This is a genomic window from Burkholderia alba (assembly GCF_034721475.1).
Taxonomy (GTDB): domain Bacteria; phylum Pseudomonadota; class Gammaproteobacteria; order Burkholderiales; family Burkholderiaceae; genus Burkholderia; species Burkholderia alba.
This window is the reverse complement of sequence record NZ_JAWJWL010000001.1, coordinates 65,657-79,861: the sequence shown is the minus strand read 5'-3', so window position 1 is coordinate 79,861 and position 14,205 is coordinate 65,657. Positions and strand designations below refer to the sequence as shown.

8 protein-coding genes, 2 tRNA genes and 1 pseudogene are annotated in these 14,205 nt (G+C 60.2%); 7 read left to right on the top strand and 4 right to left on the bottom strand.

Going from position 1 to position 14,205, the window contains the following annotated elements; all coding sequences use genetic code 11:
- Positions 1 to 427: 427 nt before the first annotated feature.
- Positions 428 to 2,542 (top strand): TULIP family P47-like protein, encoded by a 2,115-nt coding sequence (locus tag RZR99_RS00340; RefSeq protein WP_323117736.1) that lies wholly within the window; start codon positions 428 to 430, stop codon positions 2,540 to 2,542.
- A 186-nt stretch (positions 2,543 to 2,728) separates the two neighbouring features.
- The gene (locus tag RZR99_RS00335; RefSeq protein WP_323118013.1) at positions 2,729 to 3,505 is read left to right on the top strand and encodes a phytanoyl-CoA dioxygenase family protein; all 777 of its coding nucleotides are present in this window, start codon (positions 2,729 to 2,731) and stop codon (positions 3,503 to 3,505) included.
- A 413-nt stretch (positions 3,506 to 3,918) separates the two neighbouring features.
- Here the strand turns inward: RZR99_RS00335 and RZR99_RS00330 are convergent.
- The 3 genes from RZR99_RS00330 to RZR99_RS00320 all read right to left on the bottom strand — a co-directional run bounded on the left by RZR99_RS00330 (position 3,919) and on the right by RZR99_RS00320 (position 5,959).
- Positions 3,919 to 4,009: transfer RNA gene (locus RZR99_RS00330), tRNA-Leu, on the bottom strand.
- A gap of 1 nt (position 4,010) precedes the next feature.
- Positions 4,011 to 4,086, bottom strand: a tRNA-Ile gene (locus tag RZR99_RS00325).
- 163 nt (positions 4,087 to 4,249) lie between these two features.
- Positions 4,250 to 5,959, bottom strand: a complete 1,710-nt coding sequence (locus RZR99_RS00320; protein ID WP_323117735.1) for a pyridoxal-dependent decarboxylase — start codon at positions 5,957 to 5,959, stop codon at positions 4,250 to 4,252.
- Between the two features lie 916 nt (positions 5,960 to 6,875).
- Here RZR99_RS00320 and RZR99_RS00315 point away from each other — a divergent pair.
- The 5 genes and pseudogenes from RZR99_RS00315 to RZR99_RS00300 form a co-directional block, all read left to right on the top strand.
- Positions 6,876 to 7,874 (top strand): annotated as a pseudogene (locus RZR99_RS00315) (N-acetylmuramoyl-L-alanine amidase); the annotation flags it as partial.
- Between the two features lie 46 nt (positions 7,875 to 7,920).
- The gene (locus RZR99_RS00310; protein WP_323117733.1) at positions 7,921 to 9,276 is read left to right on the top strand and encodes an autotransporter strand-loop-strand O-heptosyltransferase; all 1,356 of its coding nucleotides are present in this window, start codon (positions 7,921 to 7,923) and stop codon (positions 9,274 to 9,276) included.
- Between the two features lie 445 nt (positions 9,277 to 9,721).
- Positions 9,722 to 11,059 (top strand): hypothetical protein, encoded by a 1,338-nt coding sequence (locus tag RZR99_RS33260; RefSeq protein ID WP_407655382.1) that lies wholly within the window; start codon positions 9,722 to 9,724, stop codon positions 11,057 to 11,059.
- A 61-nt stretch (positions 11,060 to 11,120) separates the two neighbouring features.
- Positions 11,121 to 11,867 carry a YadA family autotransporter adhesin gene (locus tag RZR99_RS00305; protein ID WP_407655381.1) on the top strand — a complete coding sequence of 249 codons (747 nt, stop codon included), beginning with the start codon at positions 11,121 to 11,123 and terminating at the stop codon, positions 11,865 to 11,867.
- Between the two features lie 49 nt (positions 11,868 to 11,916).
- Positions 11,917 to 12,306, top strand: a complete 390-nt coding sequence (locus RZR99_RS00300; RefSeq protein WP_323117732.1) for a hypothetical protein — start codon at positions 11,917 to 11,919, stop codon at positions 12,304 to 12,306.
- A 215-nt stretch (positions 12,307 to 12,521) separates the two neighbouring features.
- On the opposite strand, the gene tssA is transcribed toward RZR99_RS00300, so the two are convergent.
- Positions 12,522 to 14,201, bottom strand: a complete 1,680-nt coding sequence (tssA, locus tag RZR99_RS00295) for a type VI secretion system protein TssA (protein ID WP_323117731.1) — start codon at positions 14,199 to 14,201, stop codon at positions 12,522 to 12,524.
- Positions 14,202 to 14,205: the final 4 nt, after the last annotated feature.

Sequence of the window (14,205 nt, the reverse complement as noted above, 5' to 3'; positions counted from 1 at the left end):
GCGAGGGATTCGTTCCTCGAATTTCAGACCAGAGCGTCAGGCGCGAGAGATCGATCTCCACATTAGCCGCATCTCGAAGCGTCGTTCGCCGCATCGGACAACGACATGATCAGGCGTGCAAGGCACCATGAGTTCGGGTTGCCCTAGTCACCATCAAACATCTTCAGCTAACACCGCTCGCTGCCATCTGAGCAGTAATACGCTAAGGCCGATTATCGGAATAGCGGCTCCCAACATCGAATTTCCACATCGCCAGCGTGCCTTCGACGGACGATACCGTCCTACCAGCCGTTTCCGATGGTGGACTGATCCGTCCATTCAGTCATCTCTTCGATGGATGGAATCGAAGATTTGTTTTTAAAAACAATAATTTAAATGTCATGGCACATCTGTTGCTGTAGATGGGGTTCCCTACCACGGAGGTTCCATGAATCAAGCACTCGATCTTTCCAACACCCAATCCACGGGCGGCAACGAAGCCGATACGTATGGCTGGGATAGCGTTTTCGCCATCCATTTCGACAATGCCAATCAGGCGGTCAACGCTGCGTGGGATCAGGTTAGCAACAACGCCAAACATATCGCCCAGACCGCGGAGGACGATGACAGCTACAAAATCGACGCAACTTTCGGCCCCTGGCAACTGACTCCGGGAGGCGACGGCAAGAATATTCACCTGATGTGCCCCATCGTATCTGGCGCCTATTTCGCGGGCAAAAAGAAATACGATATGAGCAAGGCGGAAGTTATTATCGAAATAGGGATGGAGTGGGTTCCGAATCCAGATCAATTTTCCTTTGTCATAAGCGGAAATTCGGAAATCGATGCCATTTTCAGCGCCCTTGAAAAAAAGCAAATTCCCGCACAGCTACGAGACGAATTCAAGAAGAATAATAAGGCACTAACCGATGGCGCCACTGCGCAAATCAAGAAATCCGGTCTGGAGTGGCTAATATCAGACGGAAAGATAAACTTCTATTTATTCAAAAATCAAGACAAAGATAAAAATGAGTTCATCAATGTCTATCAATTCGAAGAAGGCTGGAGCCAAAATCTGAAGGCGCTTGAGCAGGCTGTTAGCGAACAAGAACCGGCCGTTGCAGTCATTACGATCAAAAACAACCCTGCCACCGGTACGATCGCACTAGCCGTGTTATCGAGCCTGACCAGCATTTGGTTCAACGCGCACATCAGTGAATTCAATCACGTTTTTGCCACTTTAAATATAGATCCGATCATATCGAAATCCGACAAGTACGGATGGCTCAAGCCAGTTGAAGCCAGTTATTCTGTCACGGACAAAAATTCGCTCGCGACCAGTCTCTTCGGCATACTATCGAAAGCCAGCGGCAACGTGGAAGATCTTGGTCATCAAATATCTCCGTTTGCCATTCCTGAAAATAGCGGTGCGAATGCCGGTTTCCTCATCAGCGGCCCGATGTTTATGAAAAACATCATGCTGGGCGGCGCTCACCGCTTTTTTTACAAAGCCAGCGAGAGTGATTTCGAAATTTCCAACGACCGACTCACAATTCAAAATAATAAGGATTTGATTTTCGGAAAATTCATGTCGGACGAAAAAAAGATCACCGCTATTCCGAAAGAAGACAATCCATCCGAACTCGACAAAGGGCATTTAACACAATCTATGCTATTGATTCTCTCGCAGCATGGAATTGTCACCAACCCGAACGACTACAAGATTGAAATTATTTCTTCCGGCGGCCAGTGGTTACTAACCACCGACGGTAAAGAATATATTTTAAATGTAAAAGAATCATCCATAGAAATTTACAGCTCCACTGAAATCAGCATTAAAAGCAATCGGTTCAAAATGACCCTCAATCACAGTATGCTCGAGGTTAGTTTCACCGACGCTTTGTATTCTTATTCAGACGATTTTGATGTCCATGTGAATTATACGGAAAGTTTACAACTCTCTCTTCAGGAAAAAGACGGCCAGAAGATCTTTTGGTTTGAAAACCCACAACGCAATTTGGTTGTCAATGTAGTGCGAACACAGACGGCAATCACCCGTGAAATTGTTTTGGGCGCGATTGCGGGGGTGCTCTCCTTGGTGGCAATCGCGGGTCCCGTTATCCAGGGCTTGCGTGCTGGCGCCACGGTAGCCGAAGTGACCGAAGAAGCCGGCACGGCCATTATTTCCGAAGAGGTGTTCGCCAGCGTGGAAGCCGAGCTCCCGGCGGAAGTGGAGGCCGACTCCGTAGCCGCAGGCAGCGCGGCCGTCGAGCAAGCGGGGGGCCGGTGGGTCAACATCAAGCAAGCCTTTGGCATGACTCGCTGGAAGATCATGAGCGCCATCATGACGTTGTCGGTTATAGACGCTTCTGCCGATCAACTCATCACCGCGCTGATCGAGAAATCCATCAGAAAGGAATGGAAGGACGTGCCCAGTTTCGATGAGTTCGCTCAAGGGGCAATCACGCCATACACGTTCCCGCATGTCGACGGCTTCGAATTGGTGAGCGCCAATTTGGCAGGCAGCCTGCAGTTGGGATTCAAGACCAAGCAGAAAACCTGACCGGAACGCAGCACGTGAATCGCGGCGGCGGATGAATCTTCACGAACATCCTGCTCGCCGTGTTAGCGAATACTGAGCGCTCGTAGCCCATACAACGCCTATCGGCTGACCTTGACCAACCAGATCGCGCAGTTGGCAGGCCTTGATCAAAACCGCCTTCTCTCGGCAGACGAAATGGGATGGATTATGCCTTCTTTGCAGTTAGCACCGATCCACCAGCAAGTGGCGACGTTGCGCGAGCATGGGTTTGTCGTCGCGAGAAACTTCGTAGCGCCCCAACAGCATGTGGTTCTAAAAGCCATTGCCGAGCAGCAATTGCGCGACACCCGCCGACCTATAGAATTCGAGGCCGACTTGGGGTACCCCGGCGCGCCCGGATCGAGGCATGCACCAGGCGGCAATACGGTTCGACGTCTGCTCAACGCGTACGCGCGCGACGCGGCATTTGCACAACAAGCGGCAGCGCCTGAGATCCTCGCATGGATGAAAATCTATTTTGGTGAAGATCCCGTGTTGTCGCACGCACATCACAACTGTGTCATGACCAAGCATCCTTCGTATGGGAGCTTGACTGACTGGCATCGTGACTCGCGGTACTGGTCATTCGAGCGCTCCGATCTGATATCGGTGTGGCTGGCGCTGGGACCTGAGATGAACGAGAACGGTGCACTCTGGTTGGTGCCGGGCTCGCAAGACGCGAAGCTCGGACCCGAATGCTTCGACGGCGCGAAATTTTTCCGTGGCACTGCATCGATCAATCGACCACTCATCGATCGGGCGATTTGCCCGACACTCGAAGCGGGCGACGCGCTGTTCTTTCATTGCAACACACTGCATTCCGCGGGGAGAAACACGTCCGATCAAGTGAAATTTTCGTTGGTGTTTGCCTATCATGCGATGAGCAACCAACCCATCGCCGGTTCCCGCTCGGCGGCGATGCCGTCAAAGGGTCTGTTGAGATGACCGTGGTCCTCGACACCACGCCATATGACGCGGGACAGTCCAAACACAATGTTGAAACGACAACCGAACGGCCATGGCGGGAAGCATGGCAAGCTGATCGAATACAGATCGCCAATACAGTGACGCACGCGGAGCCGGACACGCTCTAACTGAAGCATACCGGCCAGACTACACACGATCGCAGATGCCACACGCGAGCATCCCTGGCGATCGAGATGATGACTCCCCAAGGGGGGACGTGCCATCCGCACCAGTTCAACGCCCAATATCACTCGTCAATCGAGACAGCATTTCAGTCGGCCCCACCTGCTGAAAAACTTCGACTCAATTGAGATCTCTTGAAAACAGCGCATTGCTTCATTCCCGTCGCAGATCCTGGTTCAGCACAATCAGTCCACCAAAATTTCGGTTGATGGTGCCCGGAGCCGGATTCGAACCGGCAAGCACCCAGTGTAGTGCATCAGATTTTAAGTCTGCTGTGTCTACCAATTTCACCACCCGGGCATGGTGGGCCTGGCTGGATTCGAACCAGCGACCAATCGATTATGAGTCGACTGCTCTTACCCCTGAGCTACGGGCCCCAATCAGATCCGTTCAAGCAGTGCCAACAAAACCACTCAGTCTCCTCAGACACCAATTCATCACACAAACTGGCTCCGAGAATTTACCCAATCAAAAAATACCCTGCAAACTTCTGCAGGGCAAAATTTCCAACCCTAAATAGTGCCGGGGTTAATTTTCAAACTAACACTCCAACACGCCGCCGAACATTTTAGATTCCGCCTCTTTTGCGATGAACGAATATTCCTCCGGCGTCTTGGAATCCAAATACTTAAATCCATTCTCGATATCATTCACTAGAAAATCAATTTTATCGTGAGAGATGTCTTGGCGACAAACAACCCGCATCACCTCAATGCCGTCGGGTTTCTCATTATTGGTGTAAGGCAGCCTGTACGCCGGCAGCCGCCAGCCCTGCTTCAGCAACTCATTCGAAAGATCAGTCAGAGTCCAGTCTTGGCCAGCAGATTGATTGAGCTTGAAAACAACCATGGTGAACTTCTTCGGATCATTAATCAATTCCAAGCGCTTGGAAATGATCCGACTCCCATTCAATTTAGACTCCAAGTATCTGGCGTTAGCAATACACTGCTTATTCACGCTTTCGTAACCGCGCCGCCCAAATCGGATAAGATTGTAATAACTCGCAATCACCATAGAACTTCCGCGCGAAAAATTCACATTGTAATCAGTGAATGCGGCACCCAAGTATGTTATCGAGTTGATCAACTCCTCCGGAACGATATCCCAGTCTGAGAAAACGACGGTTCCGCACCCAGGGTAGACCATTCCAAATTTATGATTTGATACATTGATGGACTTCACCTTGGAAACTCGAAAATCCCAGGCAAACTCAGGATCCGAGAACGGCACAAGAAACCCACCGCTTGCCGCATCTACGTGCATCGGAATATCCAGCTTGATCTTGCCCTTGTCAAAATAATTATTCTGCGCTCTAGCCGCGTCCGCCTCGCCGGCCTTTATCTCCTCGGCAACGTTATATACATCGTCTGCCTCACCGGTGAACGTCGTCCCAACCACTGCCCCGATGCAGCAAATCAACTCCGCCAACATCTTGTTATCATATATCGCCGTCAATATTTCCTTTTCCCTGCCACTGGCGGCGTCCATATATTCTTTATTACAATAAATCAAATTGTCGCTAAGCACCTTCTTCATTCCGACATGCTTTTGACTTTGACTCTCAACGAGATCCTTCACTCGCATCCCCAGCATCTCCGAAATATCTTTCGGCTGAAGGGTCCAGCGCTTATCAGATAAATTAATTACGAGCGCAGGGGTATTAAAATAGTTACTATATTTATTCCAACAAGTATGCACATCTCGCGCATACAGCAAGAACGGCTTGTCATAGCTGTAATACGGAACTTCCTGTACTTGTCCCACCGTAAATCGCAGGTAGCGACGCGATTCCCAAGTATGATCCCAATTCCTTCGATGAGCCATCAGTCCAAGCATGATAGCCTCCGAAGACCCGATCGTCGGCGTACCCAGCACTTGATAAGATTTGTGTTCGCTCTCTGCGTTGGAGCCATTGAAGAACGAATGGATGATTTTTACCACCCTCTCGCCCATCACGGTCATGGCCGGATATTCACTTTTATCGATATATACTTTACCGATCGCACGATTAATCAGCGCATCACACTCCGGGTCCATGTAATCGCAAATATACGATCCCAAATCAGCGGAGTTCCTTGCATCGTAATCGAGCTCATCTTCAATTAATCGACGTGCCTCTCTCGGGTCCATTGGCTCGTCATTCATGCGACTAGAGGGGGCGGAATTCACGAATGCACCCCGACCGTAAGTCGGCGTAAGATAATCAACCTCAACGCCGTCCTGCTTAATTTGGTTGTTTCGAATATCCATTTTTATCTCTGCACTGTATTTAACAAATATAAATTGACAAAAATCAACTATTGAGTTGCATGAAATCCTGAATCCCGGCATCGATATCCGCGAATTCAGTTCACTCTCTAAACATTCATTGCCAAACCTGCTCCTTTCCTCCAGCAATAAGGAATTGAATAATAAATAAATCCACCCACTCGATATTCATCCACATTTCTTCGCCGATTGATTAATCGATATCCAATATGGATTCGGTTCATGCTGCCACCTCGGCAGCACTGCATGTGCAACAACCATGCCAGATCGCTAATTCATTGTTTCGATTGGACAAGCGAAGTGGATGGCTCTTGAGAAACAGGTGGGACTGGACGGATTAGTCCGAAATTTTCGGAAAGGGAGGACGAAGTCGGCCATCGATCCGCTTTAGGAACCCTGAACGGTTCTGTCGAGATAACGAGCCGGGGCATGATTAGGGGTGAAAAATCCGCCCGACATGCTGGCGAAGAAGGAACGGATCTCACGCAAGACGTTGCCGCCGGACATAACGAAGGTTTTAAAGCGACGGCACTTTCCGCTGAACATTGGACCGCCCGGAGCACACCAGACACAGCAGACCCTGATACTCCGTCCCACATCACGGTCATGAGAGGGAAGTTGCCCCCGCTGAGCCGCCGCCATTCCGCTCGACGCCGCCGCCCCGTCCCCAAGCCCTCCGCGAACGAGCCCGATCGTCCACTTCGTCACGCCGCTCCGTCGTCTCCGCCCGTCGACATCGGTGATTTGCCCGACGCCAATCCACCAATCGCCTGAAATAATCGCGCTCCGTGACTCGCCGACTCCGAGCGCGAGACCGCTCGTCCGCCAGGGAATCGATACGCAACGTCATCAGTCAGTGATTCATATGGACTGCAAAACCACTACGAGGAAATACAGAATGAGCCGATCCCGTCCGCAACCGCGTGCCGCTGTCACGAACGCGAACCGACGCCGCCTGCTCGCGTATGTTCCCGCCGTCGTCGGCGCGCTCGCCCTGCCGGATGCAGCGCGCGCCAAGGACGGTTGCACGCGCGACGCGCCCTACACGATCGACACGTCGATCCCGTCTCCGAATCAGAACTCGCGCGCGCAAGTTCTGGTCTTGCACTACACCGCCGCTCCGCTGGCGCGCTCGGTCGCGCTGCTGACCGATTCGCAACGGCCCGTCAGCGCCCACTACCTCGTCCCGGACGCGGCGGACGGCGGCGAACGCTTCCGCGTCTTCGAACTCGTGCCGGAATCGCGTCGCGCCTGGCACGCGGGGGTCAGCGCCTGGCGGGGCCGATCGCTGCTCAACACCCGTTCGATCGGCATCGAGATCGTCAACGCGGGGTTTCCGGAAGACGACGAAGACGCGCCGCTCATGCAACGCCGATGGTTCCCCTTTCCCGATGCACAGATTTCGGTGGTCGGCCGACTCGCCGCCGACATCGTCGCGCGTCACGCGATTCCCCCGCAAAACGTGGTCGGACATTCCGATGTCGCGCCCGGGCGCAAGTTCGATCCCGGAGCGCTGTTTCCGTGGCAGGCGTTGCATGAACGGTACGGCTTGGGCGCATGGCCCGAGGCCGCGACCGTCCGCCGGCATCGGATCGACCAGCCGTTTCGCGGAGACATCGCGGAACTCCAGGAGAAACTGCGGTCGTACGGCTACGACGCGCCCACGAGCGGTGCATTCAACGCACGGACGCAACATGTCGTCTCGGCATTCCAGATGCACTTCCGCCCCGCACGGTACGACGGCGTTCCCGACATCGAGACCGTCGCGATCCTGGATGCGCTGCTCGAGCGGTACGCCTGACGCGGCCACATACGCGCCGGCCGCAATCGGCGGCGCGCGTATCCGGCGCGCCGCGCGTGCGAAAACCGCGACGTGAGGCGCCCGGCCGCTTCATCCCCTCCCGCGTCGTCGCGACGCCCCTTCCCTCCCATCGATCGCTCCCATGTACGGATCCCCTTCCTATTCCGGCGGCCAGCCGGATCGAATTACGTTCAGCGCCCCGCGGCTCACGCGCGTCGAATCGCCGTCGCCGATCGACGCCTATGCGCCGCCGCTAGGTGATCCGCGCTCGGCCGCGACGACGTCGATCCCGCTCGCGGATTCGCCCGATACGTCGACCGCCGCCCCCTCGCATGCCGACACCCGAGGTTTCGTGACGGCCCCGCCCGTTCCGACGGAATCGGGATTCGCCGGCATGCGCTTCGATTTCAACGACGGCTGCCGGATATCGCTGCCGGAAGGCGACTGGACGATACGTCTGCGCGATGCGCATACCGACACGATGTTGTTCGACACGCAGATCGGCGCCGGCGTCGTGACGAGTACGCGAAAGCATTTCGTGCCGTTCTCGATCGAGATCGACGCGGGCGGCGAGCGCGTGTTCGACCATCGCTTCGATGCGCATGACAAGCCGGTACTCATTCAATTCCAGCCGGACCGGCCGGGAGATGTGCTCGGCTGGTTCGGCTACGCCGTGAAATTCCAACGCCGGCACCATTGCAAGCTGACGTGCTCGATGCCGGAGCCGTTGCTGTCGCTGTTGCAACCCGGCTACCCCGACATCGAATTCGTCACGCCCGAGCGCGTCAGGGCCGAGCGCTACTATGCGACGTACAAACTCGGACGCTTCATCGGCCCGGAGGCGATCGCCTATCAACCGAGTCCGCCGCAACTCGTCGGCCGGCATCGCAGCGCCGCCTACATGCTGGGCGTCGATCCACAAGACGCGCCTCCGCGCATCGAATTGACCGACGACAGCCGGCCGCTCGCGAGACGCTACGTCTGCGTCGCCGCGCAAAGCGCGCAGCGCTGCGCGCGATGGGACCGGCCCGGCGGCTGGCAGGCGCTGCAACAGTTCCTCACGGGCAGCGGCTACGAAATCGTCTGCATCGATTCCCCGCCGACGGGCCTCGCGGATGAAAGCAGCGCACTCGCGCAGCACGCGTACTGCCTGCCGCCCGATGCGGGATGGATCGAACGGGCGCGCTGGTTGCGGCACGCCGACTGTCTCATCGGCGTGCCGGGAGACTTCCCCTGGCTCGCCTGGGCAGTCGGCACGCCCGTTGTGCTCATCGGCGGCTTCACCCATCCGATCAGCGAATTCAGCGCGTCGCATCGCGTGATCAATTTTCACACTTGCAACAGTTGCTGGAACGACCCTCGCGCCGAATTCGACGACGCCGATCCCTCGTCCTGTCCTCGTCATGCGGGAACCTTGCGGCAATTCGAATGCACGCGGCTCATCAGCGTCGAGCAAGTCAAGCATGCGATTCGATCGATTCCTGGTATCGCCGGCTGATCTTCGGAACCGACAATCACTCGAGTCACTCGTTCATTCACACCACCATGAAATATCACCGCACACCGCTTTCCCGCGCGGGGAACCGCGCCGGTCAACCTGCTCCGGGCACCCGATCGCGACCGTTCGCGCGCTTCCTGTGTTCGTCGATCGCACCACTGGCGCTGGGGTTCACGGCCGAGGCATTCGCCGTTGGCTCAAACGCCGGAAATCCGGCGGCGACCACTGATGCTCGGGCGAATTTGTTAGAGGCCATCAGGAGTCGGCCTCTATTGAGACGGGTTCAGCCGCCCGAGCCGGGCCCGGCTCATTCGACCGGTTCCGAGATCGGAGACGCCATGATGCGGGAGATGGATGCGCGTCGACTCGCCTTCGCCGGGACACCTTCGCCGCCGGCGACGCCTGAGACGCCTTCGTCGTGGTCCGACGACGAGCCGCCTCTGTCGTGGAATCAACCGGTTCATCAACCTTCCAGCAGTGCAGCGCACATATCCACGACGGGCCTTCCATCGTCGTCGTTGCCACCGTCGCCGTCGGCGACGGTGCTGCCGCCGTTGTCGCCTTCGTCATCGCTGCCACCGCCGCTGCCACCTTCGTCGTCGCTGCCGCCACCGCCGCCGCCCCTGCCACCTTCGTCGTCGTTGCCGCCACCGCCGCCGCCCCTGCCACCTTCGTCGTCGCTGCCGCCACCGCCGCCGCCCCTGCCACCTTCGTCGTCGTTGCCGCCACCGCCGCCGCCCCTGCCACCTTCGTCGTCGCTGCCACCGCCGCCGCCGCTGCCACCTTCGTCGTCGTTGCCGCCACCGCCGCCGCCCCTGCCACCTTCGTCGTCGTTGCCGTCGCCGTCGCCTTCGTCGTCGCTGCCGCCATCGCCGCCGCCTTCATCGTCGCTGCCGCCACCGCCGCCGTCACCTTCATCGTCGCTGCCGCCACCGCCGTCACCTTCGTCGTCGTTGCCGCCACCGCCGCCGTCACCTTCATCGTCGCTGCCGCCACCGCCGCCTTCGTCGTCGCTGCCACCGCCGCCGTCACCTTCATCGTCGCTGCCGCCACCGCCGTCACCTTCGTCGTCGTTGCCGCCACCGCCGCCGTCACCTTCATCGTCGCTGCCGCCACCGCCGCCTTCGTCGTCGCTGCCACCGCCGCCGTCACCTTCATCGTCGCTGCCGCCACCGCCGTCACCTTCGTCGTCGTTGCCGCCACCGCCGCCGTCACCTTCATCGTCGCTGCCGCCACCGCCGCCTTCGTCGTCGCTGCCACCGCCGCCGTCACCTTCATCGTCGCTGCCGCCACCGCCGTCACCTTCGTCGTCGTTGCCGCCACCGCCGCCGTCACCTTCATCGTCGCTGCCGCCACCGCCGCCTTCGTCGTCGCTGCCACCGCCGCCGTCACCTTCATCGTCGCTGCCGCCACCGCCGTCACCTTCGTCGTCGTTGCCGCCACCGCCGCCGTCACCTTCATCGTCGCTGCCGCCACCGCCGCCTTCGTCGTCGCTGCCACCGCCGCCGTCACCTTCATCGTCGCTGCCGCCACCGCCGTCACCTTCGTCGTCGTTGCCGCCACCGCCGCCGTCACCTTCATCGTCGCTGCCGCCACCGCCGCCTTCGTCGTCGCTGCCACCGCCGCCGTCACCTTCATCGTCGCTGCCGCCACCGCCGTCACCTTCGTCGTCGTTGCCGCCACCGCCTTCGCCTTCATCATCGCTGCCGCCGCCGCCGTCACCTTCATCGTCGCTGCCACCACCGCCACCGCCTTCCCCGCCACCATCGCGCGAACTGGGTGAACCGCATGCAAGTGGATCACAACCCTCGCCCGACGCCGGCGCGGCGCGCCCACGGCCTTTCGTGCTGCAAAATCCGCCCCGGGTTCCATCGTGGCGCCGAAACGCGCCCGCTCGCCCCCCCATCGCGCCGGCGCCTTCCACCCCCGGCGCGTCTTTCCTTCCCGCCGCGCCGCCGCGCGCCGCCACGCCATACGTCGACGTCAACTCGACCACATCCGCCGCCGCGGCCACGGGTGAAAACGCGATCGCCATCGGCGCGGGCGCGCGGGCGCAGGGCAGCGAATCGCTCGCGAACGGTTGGCAAGCGCAAGCGGACGGCGCCCGTTCCATCGCCATCGGCGCGGGCGCCCAAGCGCCCGCCCGGCAGGCCGTGGCGCTCGGCGCGGGTTCCACGGCGGAGCGCGACAACACGGTATCCGTCGGTCAACGCGGCAACGAACGTCAAGTCACTCACGTCGCCGCCGGCACCCAAGGCACCGACGCCGTAAACGTCACGCAGCTCAGGGCTGCCCTGTCGGACACCAACGCCTATACGAATCAACGCGTCAACGATCTGCAACGCAGCATCACCGACACGGCGCGCGACGCGTATTCAGGCATCGCGGCAGCCGCCGCGTTGACGATGATTCCCGACGTCGATCGCGACAAGATGCTGTCGATCGGCGTGGGCGGCGCGGTCTACAAGGGCCATCGCGCCGTCGCGTTCGGCGGCACCGCGCGCATCAGCGAGAACCTCAAGGTCAAGGCCGGCGTGGCGATGAGCGCGGGCGGCAACACAGTCGGCGTCGGCGTCAGCTGGCAATGGTGACGACGCACGCGCATCGTCAGCCCGACAAAAACCTGCAAGGAGAAAACACATGATGAAATTTCCGCCCCTGCTCTGGGCGATTCCGCTGCTCGTCTTGTCGAGCGCGGGCCTGACGGGTTGCGAGCCCGGCGGCGACAACAGCCGGCCCCCGCCGACCGACGCCGCCTCCGGCGTCGGCGCCACCACGACGCCCGCCGACAGCGGGGCGTCCGCCGTTCATACCGAGCCCACCTACATGGAAGAGTTCAACGACACCGTTCGTTCGATGAGCGGCGAACGCAACGACGGACACATCAAGCATGGCTGGGGCGTGTTCAACACGATCAAGGCGCCCCCGCCCGCCCGCGCGGCAGTATCTGTCGCGTTCGACACGCGTCGCGCGGACCGGGCGAACCCATCCCCGCGGCAAGCATCGGACGCTCGATTCCAAGTCTCCTGATCCGATCTCGACCAACTACGCCGCCCCTTTCGGGGCCGACGTAGTCGGCGGAATCAGCGGAATCGACACGCGCGCCCTCAACCGCCTCGCTCAATTCACGACGGCGGTAACAACGCGTCCGTTGCGCTCAACGCGTCAATCGACACACCGCCACGACGGTCACCCCGCCGGGGCCACCCGAGCCGGCTCGCGATTCACCGGGCGCCGCCGCCGCGTCAACCCGACGACTTCGCCAAACGCATCGCGCGAGCCGCATCGACTCCCGCGATCGCTTCAAGAACAGCGCGCGCACGCGCCGATTCGCGATCGCGCCGGATCAGCAGCGCATACGCGGCCGACAACCCGTCGAGCGCCAACCCGGGCGCCCAGACCAGCAGGTCGTGTCGCCGGATCGGCTCGATCACGCCCTGAACGAAGGCATCGGGCCACGTATCCGTGTCCGACTCGCGCATCAGTTCGCATAGCCCGATGCGCAACCGCAACCTGCGCTCGGCGGTCGGTTCCCGGTCGATCGCGTCCTGAATCGCTTCCAACGCGCTATCCAGCCGGCCGGTCACGGCGAACGCACGCGCATGCGCGACCGCGTCGTCGATCGGGTCATCCGGCATGTCGGACCGCATGCGGCCGGATACGTCCGGAGCCGCCGCGTGCGCGGCTTGCGCCGCTTTCGTCGTTCCTTGAAGCGCGTCGAGCCAGGCGCGCGTGGCGTCGTCGGCGAAGGGCGTGCCGTCCGCGAATCTCGACACGGCGAGATCCGGCAGCCGCGCGAGCAGCATCCGCGTCGACGCCTCGACTTCCCGCCGCGCCGATTCGCCGCTGCCGCCGGCGCGGGCCAGCGCCCGTCCGGCGATGCGCTGTAAATCCAGCCACAGCGGAAACACAGGCGCGTGTTCCTCCGCGAACCGCACCGCGTCCTCGGGCTCCGCGCGCAGGTCGATGTCTTTCGCGACGTCGACGATCCGCGCGTTCGGCGCCGCGACCCGCGTGCGCCCGCTCTCCTGCTCGACGTCCGGCATGCTCCGCACGTTGAACCAGCAAGCGAATCGGCGCAGCCGGAACGCGCGCGCGTCGGTCCAGTCGGCGCGCGCGAACGCCGTCGCGATGCGATGCAGATACGCTCCCGTGTCGTCGAGCGCGCGCTCGCGGCCGGCCGCGTCCTCGAGTGACGAGCCCGACGACGGCGGTAATGCCCAGGCCGCATCGGCGTCATCCGGGCGCGGCACGACGCGGCCGCTCGGCCCGGCCGGCCCGGGTTCCGCATGGACGACGCCGGGGCGCATGGAGATATCTCCCGCCGCGCCATCGGTCTGCCCGCCATCGGTCTGCCCGCCATCCGACGCGACCGGCAATCGATCCGCGAACGCGCGCACCGCGCGCATCGTGGGCGCGTCATCGTCGCGCGCGGCCAGCAAAACATCGATTCGGCGCGCATCCGCGCGCAACTGCTCGACCAGGTCCGGCGGATACGCGTTGCCGCTTCCGGCCGGCCGCGTCTCGCCCACCGCGTCGATGCGGTCGAGCAGCCATTGCAGCGCGCCGCGCCGCGCACGCATCCGCGACACAGGCGGCGACATGCCCTCCCAGTGCCATTCGATGAGATCTCCGACGATCGCAAGACCACGGCGCAACCCGGCCGCGTCGGCGACGTGCAACAACGCGCCCGCCAGGTAGCAGCCGACGAGCAGATCCTTACCCGCGTCGCGTAGCAGCGCCGCCGAGCCCCCGGCCACGGCCTGCCAGTCGACGTGCATCCCGGCGCCCGGCGACGAGAGTTTCGCGAGTTCGGCCTGCAACGCATCGAAGCGCGCATCGCCGCGCACGTCGGCATGCGCGCCGGAACCGGGATCGACGTCCGCGCGGCCCAATTCGACAAGCGCTTCCAGATTCACGGTCATGCGC

What these genes read in the sequence shown, in the direction of transcription:
- RZR99_RS00340 (WP_323117736.1), top strand. Translation starts at nt 428, where the DNA reads ATGAATCAAGCACTCGATCTTTCCAACACCCAATCCACGGGCGGCAAC.
- RZR99_RS00335 (WP_323118013.1), top strand. Translation starts at nt 2,729, where the DNA reads ATGCCTTCTTTGCAGTTAGCACCGATCCACCAGCAAGTGGCGACGTTG.
- RZR99_RS00320 (WP_323117735.1), bottom strand. Translation starts at nt 5,959, where the DNA reads ATGGATATTCGAAACAACCAAATTAAGCAGGACGGCGTTGAGGTTGAT.
- RZR99_RS00310 (WP_323117733.1), top strand. Translation starts at nt 7,921, where the DNA reads ATGTACGGATCCCCTTCCTATTCCGGCGGCCAGCCGGATCGAATTACG.
- RZR99_RS00300 (WP_323117732.1), top strand. Translation starts at nt 11,917, where the DNA reads ATGATGAAATTTCCGCCCCTGCTCTGGGCGATTCCGCTGCTCGTCTTG.
- tssA (WP_323117731.1), bottom strand. Translation starts at nt 14,201, where the DNA reads ATGACCGTGAATCTGGAAGCGCTTGTCGAATTGGGCCGCGCGGACGTC.